Origin of the sequence: Nostoc sp. C057 (genome assembly GCF_013393925.1) — a bacterium.
Taxonomy (GTDB): domain Bacteria; phylum Cyanobacteriota; class Cyanobacteriia; order Cyanobacteriales; family Nostocaceae; genus Nostoc; species Nostoc muscorum_A.
In genome coordinates, this window is sequence record NZ_CP040281.1 from 4,040,494 (window position 1) to 4,066,681 (window position 26,188).

Genomic DNA, 26,188 nt, shown 5'->3' on the forward strand with positions numbered 1-26,188 from the left:
AAGGAAAAAGGACTAATGACAGATGAAAAAACCTTGCGATCGCTCCTCCAAGCGGTTGCCAATGGTAAAGTTACGCCAGATACGGCATTAGACTCACTCAAAAACTTAACTTATGAATCTGTGGGTGAGTTTGCCAAAATTGACCATCACCGCCAGCTAAGAACTGGTTTCCCAGAGGTGATTTGGGGGCCTGGTAAGACTCCCGACCAAATTGCTCAAATTATGGAGGTGATGCGCCTCCGCAACCCGGTGGTGATGGCGACTCGCATTGAACCAGCAGTTTATACCGTACTGCAATCAAAAGTTAGCGGTTTGCGATATTACGATTCGGCGCGAATTTGTGCGATCGCTCCTCCTAAGATCGAACCACTATTTGCAGGTGAAATTGCCATTCTTTCTGCTGGTACTGCCGATTTAGCTGTTGCTGAAGAAGCATCTGTCACTGCTGAACTTTCTGGTTTCCGGGTACAGCGCCTCTGGGATGTTGGCGTTGCCGGAATTCACCGTTTATTAAGTAACCGCCACCTGATTGAGTCAGCATCGGTGTTGATTGTCGTGGCAGGGATGGAAGGCGCTTTACCCAGCGTTGTCGCTGGTTTAGCGAGTTGTCCTGTGATTGCCGTACCCACCAGCATCGGTTATGGTGCAAGTTTTGGCGGGTTAGCACCTTTATTGACAATGCTTAACTCTTGTGCGGCGGGAGTAGGTGTAGTAAATATCGATAATGGTTTTGGTGCAGCAGTTTTAGCGGGGCAAATTTTGCGAACTGCCGAGAAATTGCGGTTGGCATCGGCTGAATCTTGAGTTAAGACTTTAAAGTTACACCCAATATTTCAGTACGTTATCAGTAATTTATCTGAAAAATAAACTGATCTGAAATTTGCCACCCTCAACCTCTTAATCACCAAATATGAGCCATCTCAGCGATTTGACATCTCGGTTATATTGGCATTTGCCTGTAAATTTGACAGCACTACTAGCACAAACAATTACCGATCCAGACTTGATGGGTCAGGTTGAAAAATCTTGGCGTCACTTTATACAAACAGGTCAAGTGTGGGCATTGTTGATTGGTTTAGTCATTGGCTATATGATCCGGAATTTAACTAGCTACGGTTAAATTTAAAAGTTAGGAGTTGAAAGTGAGGAGTGAGAAGTTAAGAGTCAGAAACTTATAACTCCTCACTCTTAACTCTTAACTCTCCCCAACTCTCTTGATATTTATGACCAAAGAACAAACTTGGAGCCAGAGGTTTGAATCAGCGTTGCATCCAGCGATCGCTCGTTTTAATGCCAGTATAAGTTTTGATATTGAATTAATAGAATATGATCTGACTGGTTCTCAAGCCCATGCCAAAATGCTAGCTCACACGGGCATTATCTCCTCAGAAGAAGGTGAGCAACTGGTTGCAGGTTTAGAAGAAATTCGCCAAGAGTACCGCCAAGGTAGATTTCAGCCTGGTGTTGATGCAGAAGATGTACATTTTGCAGTTGAAAAGCGACTGACAGAAATTGTCGGCGATGTGGGTAAAAAACTGCATACAGCGCGATCGCGTAATGACCAAGTTGGTACTGATACTAGACTCTACCTCCGCGACCAAATCCAGCAAATCAGAAGCGAATTGCGAGAATTCCAAGGTGTTCTACTAGATATAGCTGAAAAGCATGTTGAAACTTTGATCCCAGGCTATACCCATCTGCAACGCGCTCAACCAGTGAGTTTAGCTCATCACCTCTTGGCATACTTTCAAATGGCGCAACGCGACTGGGAACGTTTGGGAGATGTTTCTCGCCGCGTCAATATCTCACCTTTGGGGTGTGGTGCTTTAGCGGGAACTACTTTCCCCATCGATCGCCACTACACAGCCAAGCTATTAGATTTTGATGATATTTATGCTAACAGCCTTGATGGAGTGAGCGATCGCGATTTTGCGATCGAATTCTTGTGTGCTGCTAGCTTGATTATGGTTCACCTCAGCCGCCTTGCAGAAGAAGTCATTCTTTGGTCATCTGAAGAATTTCGTTTTGTCACCCTCAAAGATAGCTGTGCTACAGGTTCCAGTATCATGCCTCAAAAGAAAAACCCCGATGTCCCAGAACTCGTGCGGGGGAAAACAGGGCGTGTATTTGGTCATCTCCAGGCAATGCTGGTGATTATGAAAGGGCTACCTCTGGCATATAACAAAGACCTGCAAGAAGATAAAGAAGGTCTATTTGACAGCGTTAACACAGTCAAAGCATCTCTAGAAGCAATGACGATTTTGCTCAGAGAAGGCTTAGAATTTCGTACCCAGCGTCTAGCAGAAGCCGTAACCGAAGATTTTTCCAACGCTACCGATGTAGCAGATTACCTGGCAGCACGGGGCGTTCCTTTCCGGGAAGCTTACAACCTCGTAGGTAAGGTGGTCAAAACTAGTATTGCCGCAGGTAAACTCCTGAAAGATTTGGAATTGGAAGAGTGGCAACAACTACATCCGGCATTTGCAGCAGATATTTATGAGGCAATATCCCCCCGTCAAGTTGTGGCAGCCCGCAACAGTCACGGTGGTACTGGCTTTGTACAGGTTAGTAAAGCACTCATAGCGGCTCGCGCCCAAATCGATCAATAAGGGAATGGGGAGTAGAGAGCAGGGGGAGCAGGGGAAACAAGGGGACAAGGGGACAAGGGGACAAGAGGTGAGAACTTGAAACAAGTCTTTCCCCTTGCCCCCAATTCTCCTTGTCCCCAAGTCCTCTTGCCCATGCCCCATGCCCAATCCCCAATGCCCCATACGCAATAATAAATAAGGGCGTACAAATGTGCGCCCTAAACAATAAATAATCTATATAAAAAGGATTTAAGCAGACAGCTTAGTCAGTGTCAGCTGCTGTTGCTGCGCCTTCTTCTTCTTCACTCTTGGGTGGTCTTTGTTGGAACCTTCTCTGCATTCTTCCTGTCGTAGTTCGTTTACGAAACTTTCTGGCATACGCCTGGTTCCGTAGCGCCTTTTCTTTTTTCGGGTTACGGCGCTTGGCCATGTTCACCTCATTAAATAAACAACAAAAGAGTAGCAACTAGGCATCACGTAGGCAATATTAGCTACCAATGTTATTGATATACTTGTAGCCTAGTGCAGCAATCAATACGCTTTAAACAGTGTACTAGTCTACCGCGTTTTACCTTGTTTTGTCAATAACAATTTAGAATTATCCCCACCAGCTAGACAAAAAATATATTTTATTAGATGCAAATACATCAAAAATACGTAAATTAGCTAACTAGTTGTTCTTGCAACAAACCAATGAAGAAGCTATCTCAATACTGCTCGGAGTCAGACATTTTACACAAAGAATTTGGCTGAGGTAAAAGATAACTGGGCTTGGGTTAAAGATTTTTTCTTTCCCTTTTTTCCATTAACAAAGCAGTATTGGAAGCTATCCTACTAATAAAATTCAGTATTCGCTAAACTTCAACTGAATACATTGTTTTCAACTTCATTCAAAGCAAATGCAATAGGTACAAGCAAAATTGACCGTTTTTCCCTATTCGTGCAACAAAGCCTTTTATTGATGGTTTTAGGAAACTTTTTCAAGCTTCTTATCAGTTAATTTAGATGGCTTATTACGTTTGAGTGCTGAAGGGACACAAACAGTAGCGAGGGCAAATAAGCTAAGGATAGAGGTGGGTTCAGGTACGGTGATTATGCTTGCAGAAAAACTGATGGGTAACTCACTATCTTCCGTCCCCAAATTTTCAAAACCTGGTATCAGTGGTGGAACAGAAAAAACTTCTAAATAACTTGGCGTTGGTAAAAAACTAGCGAAAAATGGACTAGAATAGTTTCCCCCCGATGTAGAATAACCAAAACCATCACCTGTTAACTGCTGAGTATTAAGACTAATTAAATTGTCAACATTAAAAGGTTCGTTTCCTGGTATTGGAGTGCCTACAGGTTGCAGACCAGTAATCGTTTCACCATTTCGTGTACCCGTAATTCCTAAAATCTGATAAAAACCCAAATCGTCAGAGGTGTTATCAGTGGTAAAAGTACCAATCGCCTCTATACCAGTACCAGAATAATTCCAATTCCAAGTTAAAGCAGAGGCGGTTTGCATTGTACCGAAAACCAATCCAGATGTGGTGGTGAGGGCTATGGCAGATAGTAGAGCTAGATTTTTCATTGGGTTGTTTGTGCGATCGCTTTTAGCACACCAAAGGCGATCGCGGTTTTTGTAAAGGATTTTCGTATATTAAGCTGAATTAGCAAGAATTTGGTGGCAATCTCCAATACCGCTTAATTGCCTGTTTAAAATTCAGAATTTAGACATACTTATTCAGATTAATTTTTTGAAAGTGCATTGAAAAAATATTAATGATAGCTGGTTTGAGCAAAGCTAATGTTATTTATAAACTGAAAAGTTTTCTAACTTAACAAATGGTATGTATATGTAAATACAGTGCTTCTATTGAAAGTTAATGTTAAGATTAATGATATTCTACGTAAATCGTGAGAATAAAATCTCAAACCACAAACAGTTTTGTATAAAACAAAACTCGACGAAATTTTATGAGTTGAGTTTATGTAAGTGGTAGAGAGATATAGAATACAACATATCAATTTTGAAGATTGAACGTTATTGCTTTTTTTCCGGCAGCTGTCCAGTCCACACGTAGCTTATGGCGTATTGGACAAACAGTATTGGGTATTATATTTCGTCATCCCATTACTGGTACTAGTATCATCCCAATTTTACCTGATGGTCGGATAGTACTGATCCGACGGCGTGATGATGGTCTTTGGGCATTACCTGGAGGCATGGTGGATTGGGGAGAAGATATTCCCAACACAGTCCGCCGGGAATTGATCGAAGAAACCGGGCTAGAATTGGTGAAAATCAACCGTTTGGTAGGAGTTTACTCTGCACCAGACCGCGATCCCAGAATCCATTCAATTTGTATTGCGGTTGAAGCCGAGGTGCATGGGACAATGGAGATTCAAGATACTTTGGAAGTCATGGAAATCCAAGCTTTTTCTCCGAATTTGCTACCTTCAGGACAGATGTCTCACGACCATACTAGGCAGTTGCAAGACTACTTAAATGGCTTGACAACACTGGCATAACAATATTTTGTTATTAGTCATTGGTCATTGGTCATTGGTCATTGGTCATTGGTCCTTTGTCATTTGCCGCCAAAGTTCTGATTTAAGGAAGCTTCTTTACGAGACGCTACGCTAACGGCTCAGACTTAATTTGCCCAAAAGTAATGACAAATGACTAGTGACAAATGACTAATGACTAATGACTATTTATTATGGTGCTAAAAGTTAACTACTAAATTAAAATGAATACACTATTCCGTAACTCCCGGATAAAGCTCTCTCAAGGGCTTGTATTCTGGCGTGAAGTCGGTGAAAAAACTCCTATAATTTTTTTACATGGTGCTTGGAATGAAAGCAGTCAATGGTTATCTGTGATGGAGTCCCTTGCACAAGATTTCCATTGCTTTGCACCTGATTTATTAGGGTTTGGTGAGTCAGAGAATCCTAATATCCACCATTCAATAGATTTGCAAGTAGAGTGTTTAGCTGAATTTCTGCAAGCTGTCAAGCTAGAAAAAGTATATTTAGTAGGACATTCTCTTGGGGGTTGGATTGCTGCTAGTTATGCTTTAAAGTATCCTGAGAAAATCGATGGTTTGGTACTGCTTGCACCAGAGGGCGTAGAGATAGCAGGACAGGAAGAGTATTGCCGGAAGATGCGGCGATTATTGAATTATCCACCACTAGTAGTTAAATTGTTGCGATCGCTAACTCCCTTAACTAAAATCCTGGGTTGGCATGAGAAAATTGCCCAAGACTTGCAGTTGCGTCAGTCGCTATTGCCTTATCCCAGAGGTTGCCAATTACTTTTCAAACGGCGACAGATAGAAATTGAAGCGGAATTAGTGCAAAAGCGGCTTTATATGATAGATGTGCCGGTTTTTATTTTACAAGGTGGCCAAGATACACCAGATGCTTTAGCCAAGAGTCGGGTTTATGCTCAACTGATGCCGAAAGTAGAGTTGAAAATGATTTCCCATGCCGGAAATGATTTACCGGAATCTTGTGCTGGGGTTGTAGCACTTGAGATTCAAGAATTTATTAAAGGAAATTAGTAATTACAGATATCCATAAAAGAAGGTTTATTTATATTAATTAAATAAACGCCAGGGTCAATATAATAGAATAGCTAGCCCTTAAAATCGAAATTTTCATTTTTTGGTGCTGCGAAATATTTAATTGGCTCAGTTGCCTTAATCACCCATTACTATTTCCTGCATTCCCCAAAAAATCAAATTGGGTTCTACAAGCAAATGTGCTGTAATTTCAGGATATAAAGCTTGTAGATAGTTTAGTAGTAAACTGCGATCGCCCCCTTTAATTGCAATTTTGCCATCAGGAAATAATTGCAACCATGCCCCAATAAATTCTTTAATTCCAGCTAATATTGTATAAACTACTCCACTCTGAATAGCCTCTATAGTATTGATGGCAAAACGTGGTGGTAGAGATGGAAAATTTTGCATTTCCACTAATGGTAATTGTCCTGCTTTTTGACCGAGAGTTGCAAATTGTAAGCCCAACCCCGGCAAAATTGCACCTCCAACTAGACACTCATTAGCATCCGCAGCCGTAAAAGTTAGCGCTGTCCCAGCATCAATCACCAACATTGGAAAACCCCAAATTTTTCCCGCTCCCCACAAAGCTAAAGCGCGGTCAATTCCTAGTGTGGAATAAACACCTTTTAGCGGTACTTGGTCTAATGTAATAACATGAGTATTTGGGTAAGTTTGCCAAATAGCAGTTTGACTGGGAACTACGGAGGCGATTAAGAGAGGGCAGACCAGGTGAGTGTTTGTTAGAGATTTAAATTCGGGAAAAATTTTCTCTAGTAAATCATTCAGGGTTTGACATTCAGCCAACTGTTGTATAACAGACTCAGGAAGATAGTCAGTATCCCACGCTGAATAAAGCGTCTCGCTAATAAACAACGCCCAATGTAGCCGAGAGTTCCCAATTTCCAACGCTAGCCAAATTTCCTCTCTGTACTTCTGCGGTTTCACACTTTTAACTTTTTTAAGTCAGCCATAGATTTTTTAATAAAAATTAACATTCATCACGTGTAACAATAAAAGAAGAGGAACAAATACTCATTGTGTCAAGGAGGGAGTTATGGTAGCGCTCACCGAAAAAACTGAAAAACGGCTCACCATACAGACTGTGGAAATCGCTCAAGAGACGACGGCAATTCGCTCTTTAGACTGGGATCGCGATCGCTTCGATATTGAGTTTGGTTTGCAAAACGGCACTACTTATAACTCGTTTCTCATCCGTGGGGAGCAGACTGCTTTAGTTGATACCTCCCACGAAAAGTTTCGTCAACTATATTTTGATACGCTCACCGGACTAATCAACCCAACAGATATTGATTATTTGATTATCAGCCATACTGAGCCAGACCATAGCGGTTTGGTTAAAGACTTGTTGCTTATGGCTCCAGAAATTACCGTTGTCGGTTCTAAGGTGGCGATTCAGTTTCTTGAGGATTTCGTACATCAGCCATTTAAGCGGCGGATTGTGAAAAATGGCGATCGCTTGGATTTGGGCAATGGTCATGAATTTGAATTCGTGATTGCCCCAAATTTACATTGGCCAGATACCATTTTCAGCTTCGACCACAAAACCAAAACTCTCTACACCTGCGACGCTTTTGGGCTGCACTATTGCTCAGATAGCACCTTTGATGAAGACTTGGCAGCGATCGAAGAAGACTTTCATTACTACTACGATTGCTTGATGGGGCCAAATGCGCGGTCGGTTTTGTCTGCCCTGAAGCGGATGGGGGAACTTAAAACCATCGATATGATTGCCACAGGACACGGCCCATTATTATCTCATAATGTTGAGGAACTAGTTGGACGTTACCGCACTTGGAGTCAAACCCAAGCCAAGCCAGAAACGGTAATTGGAATATTTTACGTTTCCGAATACGGTTATAGCGATCGCCTCGCGCAAGCAATTGCCAATGGGATCGGTAAAACCGGTGTCGCCGTGGAAATTGTCGATTTGGGTTCTGAAGTTGATTTACAAGAACTGCGGGAACTAGTTAGCCGTTGTGCAGGGCTAATTGTTGGTCTACCTCCGGCTTCTGGTGCTGCTAGCATCCAATCTGCACTCAGCACAGTTTTAGGATCTGCCAAAGAAAAGCAAGCTATCGGCGTATTTGAAACTGGCGGTGGCGATGATGAGCCGATAGATCCTTTAGTGAGTAAATTCCGTAATTTGGGTTTGACAACAGTTTTTCCAGCGATTCGGATTAAACAAGCGCCCACAGAAAACACTTACAAGCTGTGTGAAGAAGCGGGTACAGACTTAGCTCAATGGGTAACACGCGATCGTAGCATCAAAGCGATGAAATCCCTTGGTGCTGACTTAGATAAAGCACTGGGTAGACTCAGTGGCGGACTGTATATTATTACTGCCAAAAAAGGTGATGTATCCAGTGCGATGTTAGCCTCCTGGGTTGCTCAAGCCAGCTTCAAACCCTTGGGATTTTCCATTGCAGTCGCCAAAGATCGGGCGATTGAATCACTCATGCAAGTAGGCGATCGCTTTGTTCTCAACATTTTAGAAGAAGGCAATTTCCAACCACTCATGAAGCACTTTTTGAAACGGTTCGCCCCTGGAGCCGATCGCTTTGAAGGAGTAAGAACCCAGCCAGCCGAAAATGGTGCCCCCATCCTCAACGATGCCCTCGCCTACATGGAGTGCGAAGTCGTCAGTAGAATGGATTGCGGCGACCATTGGGCAGTATACAGCACCGTCTACGCCGGACGAGTTTCTAAACCCGATGCTTTAACTGCTGTGCATCACCGCAAAGTCGGAAATCACTATTAACAAGGGGAGCAGAGGGGCAGGGAGAATAATTAACGCGATTCTTAGAACCCCACTTCCATTCCTCTCTCCGAAAGGTCAAGAGGCTTTGATTCTTGCTCCCCTTCCCTTGCAGGGAAGGGGCTGGGGGTTAGGTTTGAAGGAAAGTTGCACACGGTGCTAATTAATAACCAATGCCCCATGCCCCATACCCAATACCCGATGCCCTATTCCCGAATAAAGCCATGTCAAAAAATAAACCTCGTGATGTTCAAGTTTATCCAATAGCTACAGATACAAGAATACTGCGATCGCGCAGTTGGTCAAGGCTGAGATTTGAAATTGAATATGCCCTTGCCAAGGGTACAACTGCTAATTCTTATTTAATTGAAAGCGATAAAAATGCCATCATTGACCCTCCGGGGGAAACGTTTACAGAAATTTATTTAGAAGCCTTACAGCAGCGTTTCCATCTCGAAGATTTAGATTATGTAATTTTGGGACACGTCAACCCTAACCGGGCTGCAACTTTAAAAGCTTTGTTAGCAATTGCTCCACAAATCACCTTTGTTTGTTCTAATCCCGGAGCGATAAATTTACGTGCAGCGCTGGAAAATCCAGATTTGCAAATTCTGGTTATGCGCGGTGAAGAAACTCTAGATTTGGGTAACGGGCATAATTTACAATTTATTCCCACCCCGAATCCCCGCTATGCAGATCAACTCTGCACCTACGATCCGCAAACAGAAATTCTCTACACAGATAAGTTATTCGGGGCGCACGTTTGTGGAGATCAGGTATTTGATGAAGGCTGGGAAGTATATAACGAAGATCGGCGCTATTATTTTGATTGCCTCATGGCTCCCCACGCCCGTCAAGTAGAAACTGCGCTGGAAAAACTAGCCGATTTCCCCGTGAGAATGTATGCCAATGGACATGGGCCTTTGGTACGTTATGGCTTAATCGAACTGACCAAATCTTATCGAGAATGGAGTCAACAGCAAACTTCTGCTGACTTGACAGTGGCGTTAATCTATGCGTCAGCTTATGGAAATACGGCAACATTAGCCCAAGCGATCGCTCGTGGCATCACCAAAGCCGGTGTCGCTGTAGAATCAATTAACTGCGAATTTACTGAACCAGAAGAAATTCGGGCGGCTGTAGAAAAAGCTGGTGGTTTCATCATGGGTTCTCCAACTCTCGGCGGTCATGCACCCACACCCGTACAAACAGCTTTAGGAATTGTGCTATCCACCGCGACTAATAATAAACTCGCTGGTGTTTTTGGTTCCTTTGGCTGGAGTGGGGAAGCAGTTGATTTAATCGAAGGTAAGTTAAAAGATGCTGGTTATCGGTTTGGTTTTGACACCATCCGCGTGAAATTTAAACCCGACGATGCCACCTTACAATTGTGTGAAGAAGCCGGAACCGACTTTGCCCAAGCACTGAAGAAAGCTAGAAAAGTGCGATCGCCAAGTCAACCTGCTACTACTGTAGAACAAGCAGTTGGTCGTATTGTTGGTTCTCTGTGCGTTCTAACTGCCAAAGAAGGCGATCGCTCTAGTGCCATGTTAGCCTCTTGGGTAGCTCAAGCTAGCTTTAATCCGCCTGGTTTAACCATAGCCGTCGCTAAAGAACGGGCAGTAGAAACACTGACCCATACAGGAAACAAATTTGTCCTCAATATTCTTAAAGAAGGGAATCATTTGGGGTTGATGAAGCACTTCCTGAAACCTTTTGGCCCAGGACAAGACCGATTTGCCGATGTCGCCGCCCAAGAAGCTGAAAACGGTTCTCCCATACTTGCAGATGCCTTGGCATATCTGGAATGTTCTGTACAAAATCGGATGGAATCTGGCGATCATTGGCTAGTTTATGCCACGGTCGAGAATGGCAAATTGTTAGATAATGATGGGATCACAGCCGTGCATCATCGCAAGTCGGCAACTCATTATTAATTGGGAATGGGGCATGGGGCATTGGTTATTAATTCTTCTCCCTCACCTCTACTTCATCAAAAATATGGGTCTGAAACCCCGTGCTTCACGCAATGCTTTAAAGTAATGAGTAAGGAGTAATGAGTAGATGAAAAATGGGTATTTACTCATTACTTATTACTTATTACTCATTACTCCTTCTTCCCCGTGCGTACCCTTCTCCTGACGGAGACGCTGCGCGAACGGGAACGCCAAGGGCGAACACGCCGGGGAGTATGTCAACGGTTCTGGTGGTAAACCAAGCTTGGCGCGAAATTCTTTGCTGTACTTACATTCACGTCTGCATAGCTACTCGAAAGGAACGTGAAGATTATGAACGAAACACCTTTTGAACAATCGCAAAATTCTGACGACGAGCTTCAGGCTGAGTATCGCTTCGATTATCAAAAAGCAAAGCCTAATCGCTTCGCTGCCCGTAGTGGAACGCAACAATTAACAGTTGTGGTCTTAGATGAAGATGTGGCTCAGGTTTTCACTACACCAGAATCTGTCAATAAAGTGTTAAGGGCGTTGATTGAGTCGATGCCACAAGCTGCAAACGGCGAGACAGCCTGATAACCTGGTTGTATTGGGTGATCGCAAGCCGTCTTATCAAAGTTAGAATCAACTCCAGCAATAGGTTGGGTTACAATACTGCTCGGTTAAGCATTTTTAACTCGGAATCGGGTTTGGGGAAAAGGTTAAAGGGTAAGGGTTAAAGGTTTTTTCTTTCCCTTTTCCCTTTCCCCTTTTCCCCTTAACCGAGAAGTATTGGGTTGGGTTAAGGTTTTTATGACTAACTGAACCGGAATAAAAAAGGCTCAAGCATTTCTGCCTGAGCCTTTTCTAGATTAAACTAAATGGTTTTCGCTTGAATTTAGTAGCGACCACCGCCACCGCCACGGTTGTAGCCACCGCCACCACCGCCACGATTACCACCGAAAGAACCACCGCCACCTCTGTCTTCTCTGGGCTTGGCCTTATTCACTTTAAGGTCACGACCCATCCATTCAGCACCATCAAGGGATTCAATGGCTTTGGTTTCTTCGTCTTCTGAACTCATTTCCACGAAAGCAAAACCGCGTAAACGGCCTGTTTCACGGTCAGTAGGTAGCTGAACGCGCTTTACAGAACCATATTCTGCAAAAACAGTACTCAGCGCATCTTGTGTAACTTCATAGGAGAGGTTACCAACGTAAATTGACATTAAATGTCTCCAAAATCGTAAGTTTGTAGAGATTTAGATTTCGGAGAGAAGTCTGTAATACCAAAAGGGAAAAGCCTGTCAATACTAAAATCAAACACTGTCGCCGAATTAATTCTCATTTCACTTCCAATTTTTACATAGCGACTAACTTTCTGGGGGAAAGTTTGAAAAATTGTTATAAAAAGTTATATTGGAAGTTGATAGCTAGGTGCTAGGTAGTTTCAAAACGGGTGAGACTACAGCCAGCCGCACCCGATAAACTAACTCTCTATTCTATTTTCTAAATATTGACCAATCATCAACTGTTCACCAGCACGAGAGATAATAGTCTGTCTGGTGCGGTATTTACTGCCAATTAGCTTTAACTCTTCTTCAAACACTGAACCGTTGTATTCAGTTCGCAAACACATTGTTTTCGGGTTGGAGAAATAATACTGGGCGGTGACTGGTTTAGATATGGCAAAACCGCGATCGCGATACAAGGTATTTCCCATCACTCCAAATATTGTTGAACCTTGCGATTCTTTCTTTGTCGTCAGCAAATCCGTACTTTCCCAGACAACTGCTGCACCACAGATTAAACTCTTTGTATCAGACAAATCGTGCATCTGAGCTAGGTTTTGTAATTCATCACAGTCCTGCTCTAAAAAATTGATCGTAACTATACTCTCGATCTCCTTAGTTTCTCCCTTCGGTAGGGTGTAGTAGCGTCGTTGCGATCGCCATTTACCTGTTGATTCCTGGAAAAATTCGGAAATCTGGGATTCATCAGTGGTTTGTGCAGTTTTAAACAGAGATGTCACGCCTTACATTCCTCACCTAATACAAATATATTTCTGGTAAAAAAGTTCATTCTTACCTGTTGTTGCTATAGCAATACGGTTCGGATAAGCATTTTTCACTTTCCTTGTGGTCTGGGGAAAGGGTAAAGGATAAAGGATGTATTCAAAACCTTTCCCCTTTTCCCTTTCCCCTTTAACCGAACCGTATTGGTTGCTATGGTACTTGTCGCCCTATTTCTTGCCATATTACGCAAGGGGGGTAAGAAGAAATTGTGTTTTCTATTACATTATAGACACAATTAAGCAATAAATCTTTAACATTCTTAATAAAATAGTAAATACCCGTAATACCTGCTAGTTATAGTAGAATAAATTGAGTAGGTAAAAACAAGGGTAATTATTGTAATACTGCCCAAATTATGATATTCAGCAAAAAAGCTTCATATCTTTGGAAAAAACCAGCTTTCTCCTCTGGGTAGATTCCAGAAAAATGACAAATATTTATACTAAAGTTTATAATTTGTTAACTGCAAGAAGATTATCTACCTCTGCGTAAGAAGTAGAACGGTGAGAAGTTTTGGAATTTTGTGGGAAAACAGTAATTTTTGAATCAAAAATTACTGTCATACAGCTTATGCTTCATTCTCGCCGTTTTTTGTTAATGATATCTCTCAAAATTACTTGGTAAAACACGGCTGTTTAACCCCAAAAGCTCCCCAATAAGAGAAAAACAGATGATTTTGGAAAAAGATAAGCCGCACAAACAGGTGAAAATGAAAGATCCCGTAGTCGCTAACCAACTAATAATTATCCAGTTAGATTCAGTTGTGAAAACTGAGGTGGCGACCGCAGATTTCAAAAGTAGACTTCTTGCAAACAGTACTTGTGCAACAGGTGGCAAAGCGAAAGGGGAAAATTCCTTTTTTTCCTCCACTTCTGTAAGAAGTTTATTAATTTCCTGTTTGGTAGCTATAGGATTGCTGACGGCAAGTTGCGGTTCGTCGCCCAAAGAATCAGCAGATGCACAATCTCAGAGTCCTGGTAATAGGGAACGTAGTCGGGTAACGCCTGTAGATGTGGCGATCGCTAGAACTGACTTGCTCGAAAAACAACCAGAATATACAGGTAATACAACACCCTTCCGCATCGTATCACTGCGATCGCAGGTAGAAGGTCGCTTGTTAGCCTTGAACCTTGATGTGGGCGATAGAGTTAAGCTTGGGCAAAACGTCGGGCAGTTAGATGATGCCATACTTTCGACTGAATTAAAGCAAGCAGAAGCAGAATTAGCAGCCCTCAAATCAGAAGTAGCTAGAGCAAACAATCAGGTAAGCAATGCCCGTGCTGACGTTGAACGGGCGCGGCTAGAAGTGGTACAAGCTCAGGCAGATTCAGAACGGCAACAGAGGTTGTTTAAAGCCGGAGCGATCGCTGAACAAACTGCCCAACAAGCACGTACCCAGGCCAAAACAGCAGCCCAGGCACTGCGGGCAGCCCAAGAGCAAGTCCGTACAGAACAGCAAGCCGTCGCTGCCGCCGAAGGTAGAGTTTTGGCCCAACAGGCATTGGTTGCCCAAACCAAAGAACGCAGGTCTTACGCTCGGCTGACATCTCCCATCACTGGCATAGTTACAGAAAAGGTGACAGAACCAGGCAATCTTCTGCAACCAGGTAATGAAGTCGTAAAGATTGGCGATTTTAACCGTGTCAAAGTCGTTGTGCAAGTTTCTGAATTAGAACTGGCACAAATTCAGGTTGGACAGTCTGTACAAGTGCGCTTAGATGCCTTTCCCAAGGAAACATTAATTGGGAGAGTTACGCGGATTTCTCCAGCTGCCGATGCTACGGCTCGCTTAATACCTGTAGAGGTAGTGATTCCCAACGCTCAAGGCAAGATTGGCAGTGGATTACTGGCACGAGTCAACTTTGAAAACCAGACTCAACAGCGTGTAGTCGTACCACAAACAGCTATTCAGAAACAAGCAGGGAGCAACAACTCCAAGACTACAGGTAAGTCTCCCCAGTCCAACGCAGCTAATACCGCCGGGGCAGAAAACCCTGCTGGAACGCTATTTGTGGTCAAAGAAACAGACGGCACGAAAGTGGCAGCACGTGCTGTGACATTAGGAAAAAGAGCCGATGGCAAAGTGGAAATTTTATCTGGCTTGCGATCGGGAGAACGCTATGTTGTTCGCAGTGGTCAACCCTTAAAAGATGGAGACGCTGTACGTTTATCGATTATTTCTGAAACAGCAGAGGTAGCCCCTAAAGGAAATTAAAAATTCTAAATCTCTTTGAGAATTTTTCATTTTGCCTTTTTAATTGGAGCAAAGCAACAGTAATGCAGCAAGTAAAAAACGGTGGCGGATTTAGTATCAGTGCCATATCAATCCGCCAACACATCGGGACACTGATGCTGACGCTGGCAGTAATAGTGATGGGTGTCTTTTTTGTCGTCAAGTTACCAGTAGATTTACTACCATCAATTACCTATCCTCGGATTGGTGTGCGAATACAAGCGCCTGGAATATCCCCAGAGGTAGCAGTTGATGAAGTCACAAGACCACTAGAAGAAGCCTTTAGTGCTACTGAGGGCGTGATTCAAATTTTTTCCCAAACTCGTGAGGGACAGATAAATTTGGATCTGTATTTTCAGCCAGGTGGCAATATTGACCAAGCTTTAAACGATGCTACGGCTGCTTTTAACAGAGCTAGAAGCACATTACCAGAAAGCATCGAAGAACCACGCTTATTTAAAGTCGATCCTTCCCAGTTACCCGTTTACGAATTGGCATTAACTTCACCCTCCCTCGAAGGCGTGGATTTACGCGTTTTTGCTGAAGAAGAATTAGCCCGCGAACTGAGTGTTGTACCCGGAGTTGCAGGGGTAGACATATCGGGCGGAGTTCTAGAAGAAGTTAGAGTCAATATAGATTTAGATCGGTTGCAAGCTTTGGGTGTAGGTTTGACCGATATCCTAGATGAACTCAGAGATCGCAACCTAGATATCTCTGGCGGTCGGCTTTTAGGGCAGAATGCTGAACCATTAACCCGTACCGTCGGACGGTTCCAAAATGCCAATGAAATCAGCAATCTTTCTTTTGAAGTCTCTTCCCCCACTTCCTCAACCTCCTCCACTACCTCATCTCTCCCAGCTTCCACTACTCCCAAGCGCCGCGTCTATTTGCGCGACTTTGCCGAAGTCATTGATGGCTCAGAACAGCAAAGGGTGTACGTCTTACTCAACGGGCAACAAGCTGTAAAAGTCAGCATCCAAAAGCAGCCAGATGCTAATACCATCAACGTTGTCGAGGGTGTGAAAAAACGCTTAGAAGAACTTCGGAAGTCCGGTCTAATTCCTGAAGGGACGGTTCTGACACCAACCTTGGATGAGTCGCGGTTTATTCGCAACTCCATCTCCAATGTTACTAGTTCTGGATTGATTGGTACTGCACTAGCAGCGATCGCAGTTCTTCTATTTCTTGGTTCTCTGCGGCAAACTTTCATCATCGTCCTCGCCATCCCCCTAGCAAGTCTAGCTGCCATCATCTTAATGGGGCTATTTGGTTTATCTCTCAACGTTTTTAGTTTGGGTGGTCTAGCGCTAGGTGTAGGTATTGTGGTCGATAACTCCATCGTCATGTTGGAGAATATTGCCGAGGGTGCTGGGATGACTCCCGGTAAGGATAATAAAAGCCGCTTGAATTCCCAGCAACTAATTTCTCAAGCAGAAAAAAGTAGCCAAGAAGTAGAATCAGCTTTGGTTGCTTCCACTAGTACGAACTTGGTGGCAGTTTTGCCATTTTTGCTCATTGGTGGTTTTATTGCACTACTATTCAATGAGTTAATTCTTACCATCACCTTTTCCGTAGCGGCTTCAATTTTAATTGCCGTAACTGTTGTACCGATGTTCGCCTCTCGGATGTTGGCATGGAAGTTTTCTAGCGGGTTGAGCAATTTTTGGCTGTTGCGGGAGTTTAATAACCGTTTCGATGCTTCTACGAGGGTATATAGCAGTTTTTTAACTGGAATATTACGCTGGCGGTTGGTTACAGTAGCGATCTTTATTATCCTTTTCGGCGGCGGTAGTTTGTGGATGGCTCCCCAAATTCCCCAAGAAATTCTCCCTCGCATCAACACCGGACAAGCTAACTTAAATGCTCAGTTTCCTCCCGGTACACCTTTAGAAACCAACCAAAAAGTAATGGTTGCGGTAGATGAGATTATCCGCAAACAGCCAGAAACGGAATATGTTTTCTCTACAATTGGTGGCTCTCTCTTTGGCAACACTACCAATGCTAATGCCCTACGAGCTTCCAGCAATATTACCCTGAAAACGGGTACTAACGTGCAAGCTTATGTAGAACGAGTTACCCAAGAGTTGAACAAGTTAAATTTAGCAGGAATTCGTCTGCGCCTTACCCCCGGTCAAGTGCGGGGTTTGATTCTCAGCAATTCTCCTGTCCGTGGTGCTGATGTTGACGTAATAATTCAGGGAAATGACGTAAATAATTTAGAAGAAGCTGGCCGTCAGGTACTAACAGCTTTAGAAGAACAAGCCACCTTAGCGAGATTTCGTCCCGATGCAGACGATCGCCAACCAGAAATACAGATTCTTCCTGACTGGGAAAGGGTTTCAGCTTTAGGGCTAACTGCTACACAAATAGGGCAGACAATTCAAACTGCGATCGAAGGCAGTGTTCCAACTCAGTTGCAACGCGGCAACCGTTTAGTTGATGTCCGAGTAAAGTTGAATGAAGCATCAGTCCAAGTACCTTCTCAATTAGAAAGGTTGCCTTTATTTGTGGATAACAATCGCCAAGTCCGCTTGAGCGATGTTGCCAAAATTGCCGAAGCTCAAGCGCCTGGAGAAGTTCAGCGAATTAACCAGCGTCAGGTTTTATTAATTGCTGGCAACTTAACCGAGGGAGCTAGCCTCAGTAGTGCCCTAGAACAGGTGAGTACGGTACTAAATAGTATCGATTTACCTGAAGGAATTACCATATTACCCAGTGCAGCCTCTGAATCTAATCAGCAGCTGCAAAGTTCATTGCAACTTTTAGGTGGATTAGCTGCCTTTCTAGTCTTTGTAGTGATGGCGGTGCAATACAATTCCCTGATTGACCCGCTAGTAATTATGTTTACAATTCCCTTGGCATTAGCTGGGGGAATTTTTGGGCTTTACATTACCAAAACTGCAATTGGGGCAACAGTGATTGTCGGTGCAGTTTTGCTGGTGGGTATTGTGGTCAATAACGCCATCATTATGGTGGAATTGGCCAATCAAATTCTAGAACGGGAAAAAGTTGACCGGAAAACTGCCATTTTGAAAGCTGCACCTCAACGCCTAAGACCGATATTAATGACAACTATTACCACTGTTTTAGGTATGTTTCCCCTAGCGTTAGGAATCGGGGAAGGTTCAGAATTTCTGCAACCATTAGGTGTAGTAGTGTTTTCGGGTTTATCTTTGGCAACAGTGCTGACACTGTTTATCATTCCCTGCTTTTATACTCTGTTACACGATTTGATGGGTGGAAATTGGGCGAAGCCAGTGTTAAGCAGGTTGCATGGATTTACCAAAAAACTTATAAGCTAATGAGCATATAAGTTACATAAAACTAAGTATTTCGGTAGTGGCGTACATCTGTACGCCATTACTATTTATTGTGTTGCAAAGATTTTTGTATTTAAAATCCACACATTGTCTAATTTGTCAATTAATAAGTTCTAATTTAGATTTTTGATAAAGATTGCGTGAAATTACTAGTTATTGTGATAAAGCATTACAAAAATTGCTTTATAAATCAACATACGAGTATGTGTAAACTCACTGAGCAGACACACATTAACCGCTATTTATCTAGCAAATAGATAGCAGTTAAAAAGTGAGGTTTTGCTGTTTGATTTAACTCACGCAATATAGCATTCTCTCAATCAATATGAAGAGGACAGAAATATGACTACAAGCGTAACCAAAATAGCCTTGTCTCTTCTAGGAGCAGCAGGAATTAGTTTTTTATCTTTGACACCAGCGAGAGCCGTTATCTTGGTAGAACCCATTGTAACGAGTGTGAATGAAGATATATTCAACACGAAAAAGCCAAGAATCCTTACAGATTTTCAACCAGGACAAGTAATAGAATATGGTGTGCCAGATGTAGCTAATAACTTTCTAAATAACACCGGATACGATATCGAAAGCTTGGTTTTTGAATTAAAAACGCCGTTCTATACTAATCCCGATTCGACTCCAGCATTTGATAATGAGCCTGTAGAGTGGGGAGATGTAAATGGAGATGGAAAGATTGGTTTATCTAATAACCCCGATCTAAAGGATATTTTTACAGACATTACCATCAGTGGTAGCACTATTACTTTTAGTGGTGGTGTAATCCGAAACGGAAGCATTTTTTACAATCCCTTCGCTACACTACCAAATCTAGCACCCGGTGCTGGAATCATTCCAGCAATAGCAGCAGATCAAACAGATAAAGATGGGCCTATTAGAGTCGCATCTTATTACACAGCCATTCCTGAATCAACTAACGTTTTGGGTGTAGTGGCCCTTGGTGCTTTAGGTGTAGCTTTAAAATTAAAGCGATCGCTACACTATTAACACTTTCTATAATTCTCTATGACTGGGAGTTGGGCATGAGGCGACAAGAGGAATAATCAATTCTTAATTCTCAATTCCCAATGCCCAATGCCCCATTCCCCTTACTTTGTAATTAACTCACGATAAACTGCTAGTGTTTCCTGATGAACGCGGGCAACACTCAACCACTGTAGGTTTTGATTTGCCCGATTCTTCCACTCATGCAGCATATCGGCATTACTTAGTAATTGCACTAAAACCCCGGCTAAAGCATTACTATCTTTTGCTGGTACTAAAAGACCTGCTTGCCCATTATCTAAAGCTTCAGGAATCCCATCTACTTGAGTGCCAACGATCGCAGTTCCAGCTTCTCTAGCTTCCGAAAGTACTAGAGGGCAAGGATCTCGATGAGAAGCCAACACAAATATGTCACAAGATATCAGGTAGCGTTGAGGTTCCGACTGGAAGCCTTCAAAATGAATCCGTTCTTTTACAGAAGTTGCTTGTGCTTGTGCCTCAAATAGCTGTTTATCAGGGCCATTTCCTACCAAATAAAGATGCGCTTGGGGAAAATCTGGGGCGATTTGTTCAAAGGCAGCGATTAACTCAGCGATACCTTTGCGTTGATACATTCCCGCTACAGTTGCGATCGCTGGACGTTGTAACCCTAAAGGTTGATAATCTTGGATTTGCCGGGTGCGGGGGCTGCCCAAAGTTCCATTGCATACTACCCGCAACTTGTTTTCTGGGATACCGCGTTTTGCCATAGAATCTCGCACCGCCTTGCTGACAGCAATTACTCTATCAGCTAAACCCATCAGCAGACTGGAACGCTGAAATTCGTTGTGGACTGTGGAAACTAAAGTATATTTATTTCCTTGAAAAATACGTGCTAAAATTACCCCCGTCATCATGTGAGCATGAACGATATCCGGCTGGAATTCTGCTGCGATCGCCCGGTAACGCACAGCTGCTTTGATAATACTGTTCGGTTTTCTAGTTTGGTCTAGTTGGTAGTGTTTGACACCACAGTTATTTAATAATTTCTCATATTCACCACCAGCAGAAATAACCGCTACCTCATAACCAGATTTTGCCTGTAAACAAGCCAGATCCACAGCCACATTCACAATACCGTTACCTATTTCTTGAACGTGGTTCAAAATATGTATAATTCGCATAATCTTTGAGATATGTATAAAATTAAGATAAGTAACTGGGAGTAAATCAATATAATCATTGATGTCTTCAGCGATGACTCAAGAGTAATTAGTAGTGCATAAAATTGACCACTTGCTACTGAATAAGAACGCTTCTAACGAGTTACTTAGCTTAAAGACTTATTCAGTAACGGCCCGATAAATCTGGGTAAAACTCCAAAATTCTCAAGACTGAATCTGCTATTTCAGTCCCTATAGTCTTATTTTCGATTTCTCCGATAGCGACGACAGCTATACATACTATGTTTTGAAGGGACTCAGCACAAATAGTAAGCTGTCCCACATTGAACTTGAACTTCCATCATGAGGGCGCTGATGTTGCCCACCCGACAAGAGTTATGTTTAGTTTGGTTTAGATGTTTTCTAGCTTAGGGAATTCCAAGAAATAAATTATCCAAATAAACGTAGACGCTTCTCTACGAGACGCTACGCGAACGGCTTGCCGCAGGCTACCACAGAGACACAGAGATAGGAGAAATAGAGAGGGTTTTTTCGTCAGTTTTGAGACATTTTTTTATTTGGAAGTCCCTTAGTGACTTTAGCAATTTAGTAAAACTATATACTTGCATCGCTTTACAAAAGCAGCAACTTGCGTGACGATAAGAAAGAAATTAATAGTAAAAATAATTCCCTATTACTGTTCTTAATTGTGTGAAAACTCGTAATGACAAGGCTTCAGTCAGTTTGAGTTGACCTCATAACCTTAAACCTTAGCTTGAAGTAAAAAAATGGCAACGCTACATACCCCATACTTCCAAGTAAATTCCTTAATTCCCACACATTACACACGCAGCCTAGTCTTTATCGACATGGCGGTGGAAGACTATCACAGTTTAGTCAAAGGTGTTATTTCCAACGCTGATGTGTTCGTAATCGATCCAACACAGAACGGTGTTGAGCAAATTACAGAGGTTTTGGCAACTCGTGCCAACCAGAATCTTAGCAGCATTCATATTGTTTGCCACGGTCTTCCTGGTAGCTTGCAACTGGGTAACACCCGTTTGGGACTTGATACCCTTGATGAATATACTCAGCAACTACAACAGTGGCAGAAAATATTTACCGCCTCATCAAAAACCGTTGGGTTATCGGTTGAATCTGCTACAGAATCTCCAGCTAAATTACTCATCTATGGTTGTAACGTAGCTGATGGTGATGCGGGGGCAGAATTTATTGCCAAACTGCACCAACTTACAGGAGCGAATATTGCCGCTTCCCGTCAGCTTACAGGCAATGCAGCATTAGGCGGTAATTGGGATTTGGAAGTTCGCACCAGTGATATGGAAGTAACTTTAGCGTTTACAGAAACGGCGCAGAAAGCTTATACAGGAGTCTTGGCAACCTTTACAGTAAATAGTACCGGGGATGCAGATGATGGGAATCCGAATAATCATGTCACTACCTTACGGGAAGCTATTAACTTAGCTAATGCTACTGCTGGGGATGATACGATCGCCTTTGGGAAAATCTTTACTGATGCTACCCCAGATGTAATAACCCTCACCTCTGGAAAACTGACCATTACCGATGATGTTACTATCCTGGGAACTGGCGCATCCAAACTTACTGTGAGTAGGAATAATGCCTCCAGAGTATTCGAGATATCGGGAACAGCGACAGGTGTTAATATTGACGGTTTGGCGATCGCTAGCGGCGGTATTCAAGTAAATTCAAATTCCATTCTCAGCCTGACAAGAAGCAGTGTTTCTGGCAATACACAGGAAAGCGGCATCTCTAATAACGGCATCCTCAGCCTTACAGGAAGCAGTATCTTTGGTAATACCAAAGGCGGAATTTATAACGGTGGCATCCTCAGCCTTAGAGGAAGTCGTGTCTTTGGCAATACGGGTGACTTCGGTGGTGGCATCTATAATGACGGTTCCACTGCAAACACTGGTAATCTTAGCCTAACGGCAAGTACTGTCTCTGGCAATACAGCAAACTATGGTGGCGGCATCTACAACAAAGGCGGTACTCTCAACCTTACGGCAAGTACTGTCTCTGGCAATAAGGCAAACTATAACGGCGGTGGTGTCGTTAACGCAGATGATGGTACTTATTTTGGTGGTTCAGCTACTCTAACTAACAGCACCATCTCAGGCAATACAGCCAATGACGAAGGCGGTGGTATATATAATAGCGGCAGCTACACAAATAACGACAATCTCACTCTGATCAATACCACAATTACTAACAACACAGCCGACTCAGATAGCAATGATGTTGGTAATGGTGGGGGTGTTGCTAGCTATGGTAGCCCCATGAAAGTTAGTAACACCATCATTGCAGACAACTTTGACAAGTCCCTTGCCGATAATATACAACCTGACGTGTCCGGTAGCGTCACTGACTTTGGTAATAACTTGATTGGCGATGCCACTGGTAGTATTGGCTTTACCACCAGCACTCTCATTGGCACAACCACCAACCCCATTGACCCAAAACTCAGTTCGCTGCAAAATAACGGTGGTGCAACCTTTACTCACGCCTTACTTGCAGATAGCCCCGCTCTTAATGCTGGCAATAATTCTCTAGTTCCTCCTGGTGTAACTACCGATCAAAGAAGCGCTGGATTCGACAGGATATCTGGTCTTGCAGTTGATATTGGTGCTTATGAAGTCCAGCCTAGTATAATTACGCCACCTAATAATCCCAATCCCCTTGTCCCCACCATCAGCATCATCGCCACTGATAACACTGCTGATGAAAACAGTGGGAATAGTGGTAGTTACCGCGTTAGCCGCAGCAACAGCAATGGGGCATTAACAGTCAACTTCTCTGCCAATGGCAATGCGAGTATTGCAGACTACAACCTAAGCGTGGGTGGCAAACCTGTCATCGGCAACAGTATCGTGATTGCTAATGGGCAAAGCTATGTAGATATCACTTTGACACCTGTCAACGATATTCAGGCAGAAGCGGCGGAAAATCTGACTCTCAACTTGGCAGCAGATTCGGCTTACCAAATCGATAATGTGAATTATACCGCCACAGCTGCGATCGCAGCCAATGATTTAGTCGTGACTAATACCAACGATTCTGGAGATGGGTCGTTGCGGCAAGCTATCCTCAATGCTAATGCTACTGCTGGGGCAGATATTATTACCTTTGCAGGAGTTTTTGGTGATAAAACTCCAGATATTATCACTCTCACCACCGATAAACTCACAATCACCGATGATATTACCCTTTTGGGGACTGGGGCAGCAAACCTTACCGTGAGTGGAAATAATGCCTCTGGCGTGTTTGAGATATCAGGAACAGGCACAGATGCTAACATTAATGGCTTGAAGATTGCTAATGCTAACGATGCGTTTGGCAGTATTTTGGTTAATAACAATACTAGCCTTAACTTGACGGCAAGCATCGTCTCTGGCAATAAGGGAGCAGTAGGCGGCATATTTAACAAAGGTACTCTCAGCCTCACTAACAGCACTGTCTCTAATAACAGTGGCTCATCCTTCGGTGGAGGCATATTTAACAAAGGCAACCTCAGCATTACTAACAGCATTGTCTCTGATAATAGTGCATCTATCAGTTACTCCTCAGCCTTCGGTGGTGGCATATTCAACATAGGCACTCTCAGCATAATAGGAAGCACTATCTCTGGTAATGGGGCTTTTGCCAGTGGTCTGAATCGTTATGGGCCTGACCCTTACCCGTCCTACGGTGGCGGCATCTTTAACTCTGGCAGTGTCAGCTTGAGTAATACTACTATCTCTGGTAATTCAGCACTCTCTGGAGGTGGCATATCTAACTCAGGTATTTTGAACATCACCAGCAGTACTGTCTCTGGCAATAAGGCAAGTGGAGGGAACGGCGGCGGCATCTCTAGCTCAGGCATCCTCAATCTGAACAGCACCACGATTACTAATAACACCGCAGAAGACCTTTACAACTGGGGGGGCGGCACTGGTGGAGGTGTTTCTGGTGGCGGGACTATCAACGTTGGGAACACCATCATTGCAGGCAACTTCAACAACAGGAATCTTTATGGCGGTGATATCAACCCCGACGTTTCCGGCGACTTTATCGATAATGGTAATAACCTGATTGGAGATAATACTGGTAGCACTGGTTTTACTAGCAGTAGCAGTATCCTTGGCAATAGCACCAACCCAATCGATCCGAAACTTAGCCCATTGCAAGATAATGGTGGTACAACCCTTACCCATGCCTTATTTGAAGATAGTCCCGCCATTAACACTGGTAACAACGCTCTGATTCCAGCAGGTATTATAACTGACCAACGCGGCATCGGATTTGACAGGATATCTGAGAGTAAAGTTGATATTGGTGCATTAGAGTTCAACGGTTTGATTGGAACTAGTGGCGCTGATAATCTAGTGGGCAACAACTACGCTGACATAATTTATGCTAAAGCTGGGAACGACATTATTGCAGGTAATCAAGGCAACGATATTTTAACTGGTGGCGGTGGCAAGGATAAATTTGTTTACAACTTAGGTGACGGTGTTGATACCATTACCGATTTCGGTGGGTTAGGTAAAGGCTCAAATCCTTCAGCAGCAATCATTAGCCAATTGGATACCCTGAAATTTCAAGGGGCTGGATTGACTGCTCGAAATATGCTACTTACCCAGAATAGTAACAATCTGGAAATCACCTTTGAAGGAGTGGATGATGACAAAGTTATTCTGCAAAACTTTCCCCTAGAAAACCTAGACAATCTCTCCAGTATTGGCAATATCCTGTTTGATGGGCAAACCAAAATTCGTGACAGTTTTGATGTCTTTAATGCCAATTCCACTCAAAGCACCATCTTCAACAAAAATACAGTCACCTTTTTTAATGACCTAAACAACAATGTCAATGGCTTTGACAACTCAGCTGATGTTATTAATGGTCAAGGGGGAAATGACCGCATTGATGGCAAGAGTGGCAACGACCTACTACGGGGTGGTGAAGGTAACGACACCCTGCTTGGTAGTCTAGGTAATGATAGCCTGCTTGGTAGTCTAGGTAATGATAGCCTTATCGGTGGTGCTGGCAATGATATTCTTATTGGTGGTTCAGGTAGCGATACCTTGACTGGCGGGAGCGGTTATGACCAGTTCATCTACCAAACCTTGAGTGATTCTGATGATACAATCACTGACTTTGATCGGAGCCAGGATAAGTTAATCTTCACTGACCTGTTTAAGAGTCGCGGTTACAGTACCAGCAACCCCATCTTAGATGGCAATCTACAATTTGTACAATCGGGTACTTCTACACTAGTTCAAGTCCTTGGTTATTATTCTTTTTACACCTTCGCAACTTTAGATAATTTCACAGCGACAAATCTAGTCGTTGGTGGTAATGTTTTTGTCTAGCACTCAGATTTAGCATAGTATGGCGGGAATACACTTTTACCGGACACCATAACTAGAGACTCCGGTAAAAACATATACCATCGTAGTAGCGTGGCAAGACTAAAATAGTGCATTAGACGTAGTAGCGCGGCAAGCTTAATTTGTTGGGTTGAGTCATCAGAGAATATTTTTTTGT

General features: G+C 43.2%; 18 protein-coding genes. 12 read left to right on the forward strand and 6 right to left on the reverse strand.

The features are described from left to right. Positions 1–15 precede the first annotated feature (15 nt). The 3 genes from larB to argH all read left to right on the forward strand — a co-directional run bounded on the left by larB (position 16) and on the right by argH (position 2,609). The gene (gene larB / locus FD724_RS17345) at positions 16–804 is read left to right on the forward strand and encodes a nickel pincer cofactor biosynthesis protein LarB (protein WP_179073478.1); all 789 of its coding nucleotides are present in this window, start codon (positions 16–18) and stop codon (positions 802–804) included. Between the two features lie 106 nt (positions 805–910). Beyond that, positions 911–1,120, forward strand: coding sequence for a hypothetical protein (locus FD724_RS17350; RefSeq protein ID WP_179073479.1), 210 nt, complete (start codon positions 911–913; stop codon positions 1,118–1,120). 103 nt (positions 1,121–1,223) lie between these two features. After that, positions 1,224–2,609 carry an argininosuccinate lyase gene (gene argH, locus FD724_RS17355; RefSeq protein ID WP_179073480.1) on the forward strand — a complete coding sequence of 462 codons (1,386 nt, stop codon included), beginning with the start codon at positions 1,224–1,226 and terminating at the stop codon, positions 2,607–2,609. A 241-nt stretch (positions 2,610–2,850) separates the two neighbouring features. On the opposite strand, the gene FD724_RS17360 is transcribed toward argH, so the two are convergent. Both FD724_RS17360 and FD724_RS17365 read right to left on the reverse strand, forming a co-directional pair. Further along, positions 2,851–3,018: a hypothetical protein gene (locus tag FD724_RS17360; protein ID WP_012412073.1), complete on the reverse strand. Its 168-nt coding sequence runs from the start codon at positions 3,016–3,018 to the stop codon at positions 2,851–2,853. A gap of 537 nt (positions 3,019–3,555) precedes the next feature. Next, positions 3,556–4,161 carry a PEP-CTERM sorting domain-containing protein gene (locus tag FD724_RS17365; RefSeq protein WP_114084486.1) on the reverse strand — a complete coding sequence of 202 codons (606 nt, stop codon included), beginning with the start codon at positions 4,159–4,161 and terminating at the stop codon, positions 3,556–3,558. Positions 4,162–4,607: 446 nt separating this feature from the next. Here FD724_RS17365 and FD724_RS17370 point away from each other — a divergent pair, with 446 nt between their 5' ends. Beyond that, a complete protein-coding gene (locus FD724_RS17370; RefSeq protein WP_114084487.1) occupies positions 4,608–5,102 on the forward strand; it encodes an NUDIX hydrolase in 495 nt (164 codons plus the stop codon). A 221-nt stretch (positions 5,103–5,323) separates the two neighbouring features. After that, the gene (locus FD724_RS17375) at positions 5,324–6,136 is read left to right on the forward strand and encodes an alpha/beta fold hydrolase (RefSeq protein WP_179073481.1); all 813 of its coding nucleotides are present in this window, start codon (positions 5,324–5,326) and stop codon (positions 6,134–6,136) included. Positions 6,137–6,274: 138 nt separating this feature from the next. Here FD724_RS17375 and FD724_RS17380 read toward each other — a convergent pair whose 3' ends face one another. Next, a complete protein-coding gene (locus FD724_RS17380) occupies positions 6,275–7,084 on the reverse strand; it encodes a pantothenate kinase (RefSeq protein ID WP_179073482.1) in 810 nt (269 codons plus the stop codon). Between the two features lie 109 nt (positions 7,085–7,193). Here FD724_RS17380 and FD724_RS17385 point away from each other — a divergent pair, with 109 nt between their 5' ends. From FD724_RS17385 to FD724_RS17395, 3 genes are all read left to right on the forward strand, one after another. After that, the gene (locus tag FD724_RS17385; protein WP_179073483.1) at positions 7,194–8,918 is read left to right on the forward strand and encodes a diflavin flavoprotein; all 1,725 of its coding nucleotides are present in this window, start codon (positions 7,194–7,196) and stop codon (positions 8,916–8,918) included. Positions 8,919–9,139: 221 nt separating this feature from the next. After that, positions 9,140–10,852, forward strand: a complete 1,713-nt coding sequence (locus FD724_RS17390) for a diflavin flavoprotein (RefSeq protein ID WP_114084491.1) — start codon at positions 9,140–9,142, stop codon at positions 10,850–10,852. A gap of 351 nt (positions 10,853–11,203) precedes the next feature. After that, entirely contained in the window at positions 11,204–11,446 is a 243-nt protein-coding gene (locus tag FD724_RS17395; protein ID WP_114084493.1) for a hypothetical protein, read from the forward strand. Positions 11,447–11,747: 301 nt separating this feature from the next. Here the strand turns inward: FD724_RS17395 and FD724_RS17400 are convergent, their stop codons facing one another. Continuing rightward, on the reverse strand, positions 11,748–12,077 hold the full coding sequence (locus tag FD724_RS17400; RefSeq protein WP_012412081.1) for an RNA-binding protein: 330 nt from the start codon (positions 12,075–12,077) through the stop codon (positions 11,748–11,750). Between the two features lie 260 nt (positions 12,078–12,337). Beyond that, the gene (locus FD724_RS17405) at positions 12,338–12,880 is read right to left on the reverse strand and encodes a phycobiliprotein lyase (protein ID WP_179073484.1); all 543 of its coding nucleotides are present in this window, start codon (positions 12,878–12,880) and stop codon (positions 12,338–12,340) included. A 713-nt stretch (positions 12,881–13,593) separates the two neighbouring features. Here FD724_RS17405 and FD724_RS17410 point away from each other — a divergent pair. From FD724_RS17410 to FD724_RS17420, 3 genes are all read left to right on the forward strand, one after another. Beyond that, positions 13,594–15,138 carry an efflux RND transporter periplasmic adaptor subunit gene (locus FD724_RS17410; protein WP_179073485.1) on the forward strand — a complete coding sequence of 515 codons (1,545 nt, stop codon included), beginning with the start codon at positions 13,594–13,596 and terminating at the stop codon, positions 15,136–15,138. A 62-nt stretch (positions 15,139–15,200) separates the two neighbouring features. Beyond that, complete coding sequence (locus FD724_RS17415; protein WP_179073486.1) at positions 15,201–18,458, forward strand: efflux RND transporter permease subunit; 3,258 nt, start codon at positions 15,201–15,203, stop codon at positions 18,456–18,458. Between the two features lie 360 nt (positions 18,459–18,818). Continuing rightward, entirely contained in the window at positions 18,819–19,478 is a 660-nt protein-coding gene (locus tag FD724_RS17420; protein ID WP_114084496.1) for a hypothetical protein, read from the forward strand. A 101-nt stretch (positions 19,479–19,579) separates the two neighbouring features. Here the strand turns inward: FD724_RS17420 and FD724_RS17425 are convergent, their stop codons facing one another. Further along, entirely contained in the window at positions 19,580–20,638 is a 1,059-nt protein-coding gene (locus FD724_RS17425; RefSeq protein WP_179073487.1) for a glycosyltransferase family 4 protein, read from the reverse strand. Positions 20,639–21,405: 767 nt separating this feature from the next. Between FD724_RS17425 and FD724_RS17430 the strand changes: the two genes are divergently transcribed. Then, the gene (locus FD724_RS17430; protein ID WP_179073488.1) at positions 21,406–26,013 is read left to right on the forward strand and encodes a DUF4347 domain-containing protein; all 4,608 of its coding nucleotides are present in this window, start codon (positions 21,406–21,408) and stop codon (positions 26,011–26,013) included. Positions 26,014–26,188 lie beyond the last annotated feature (175 nt).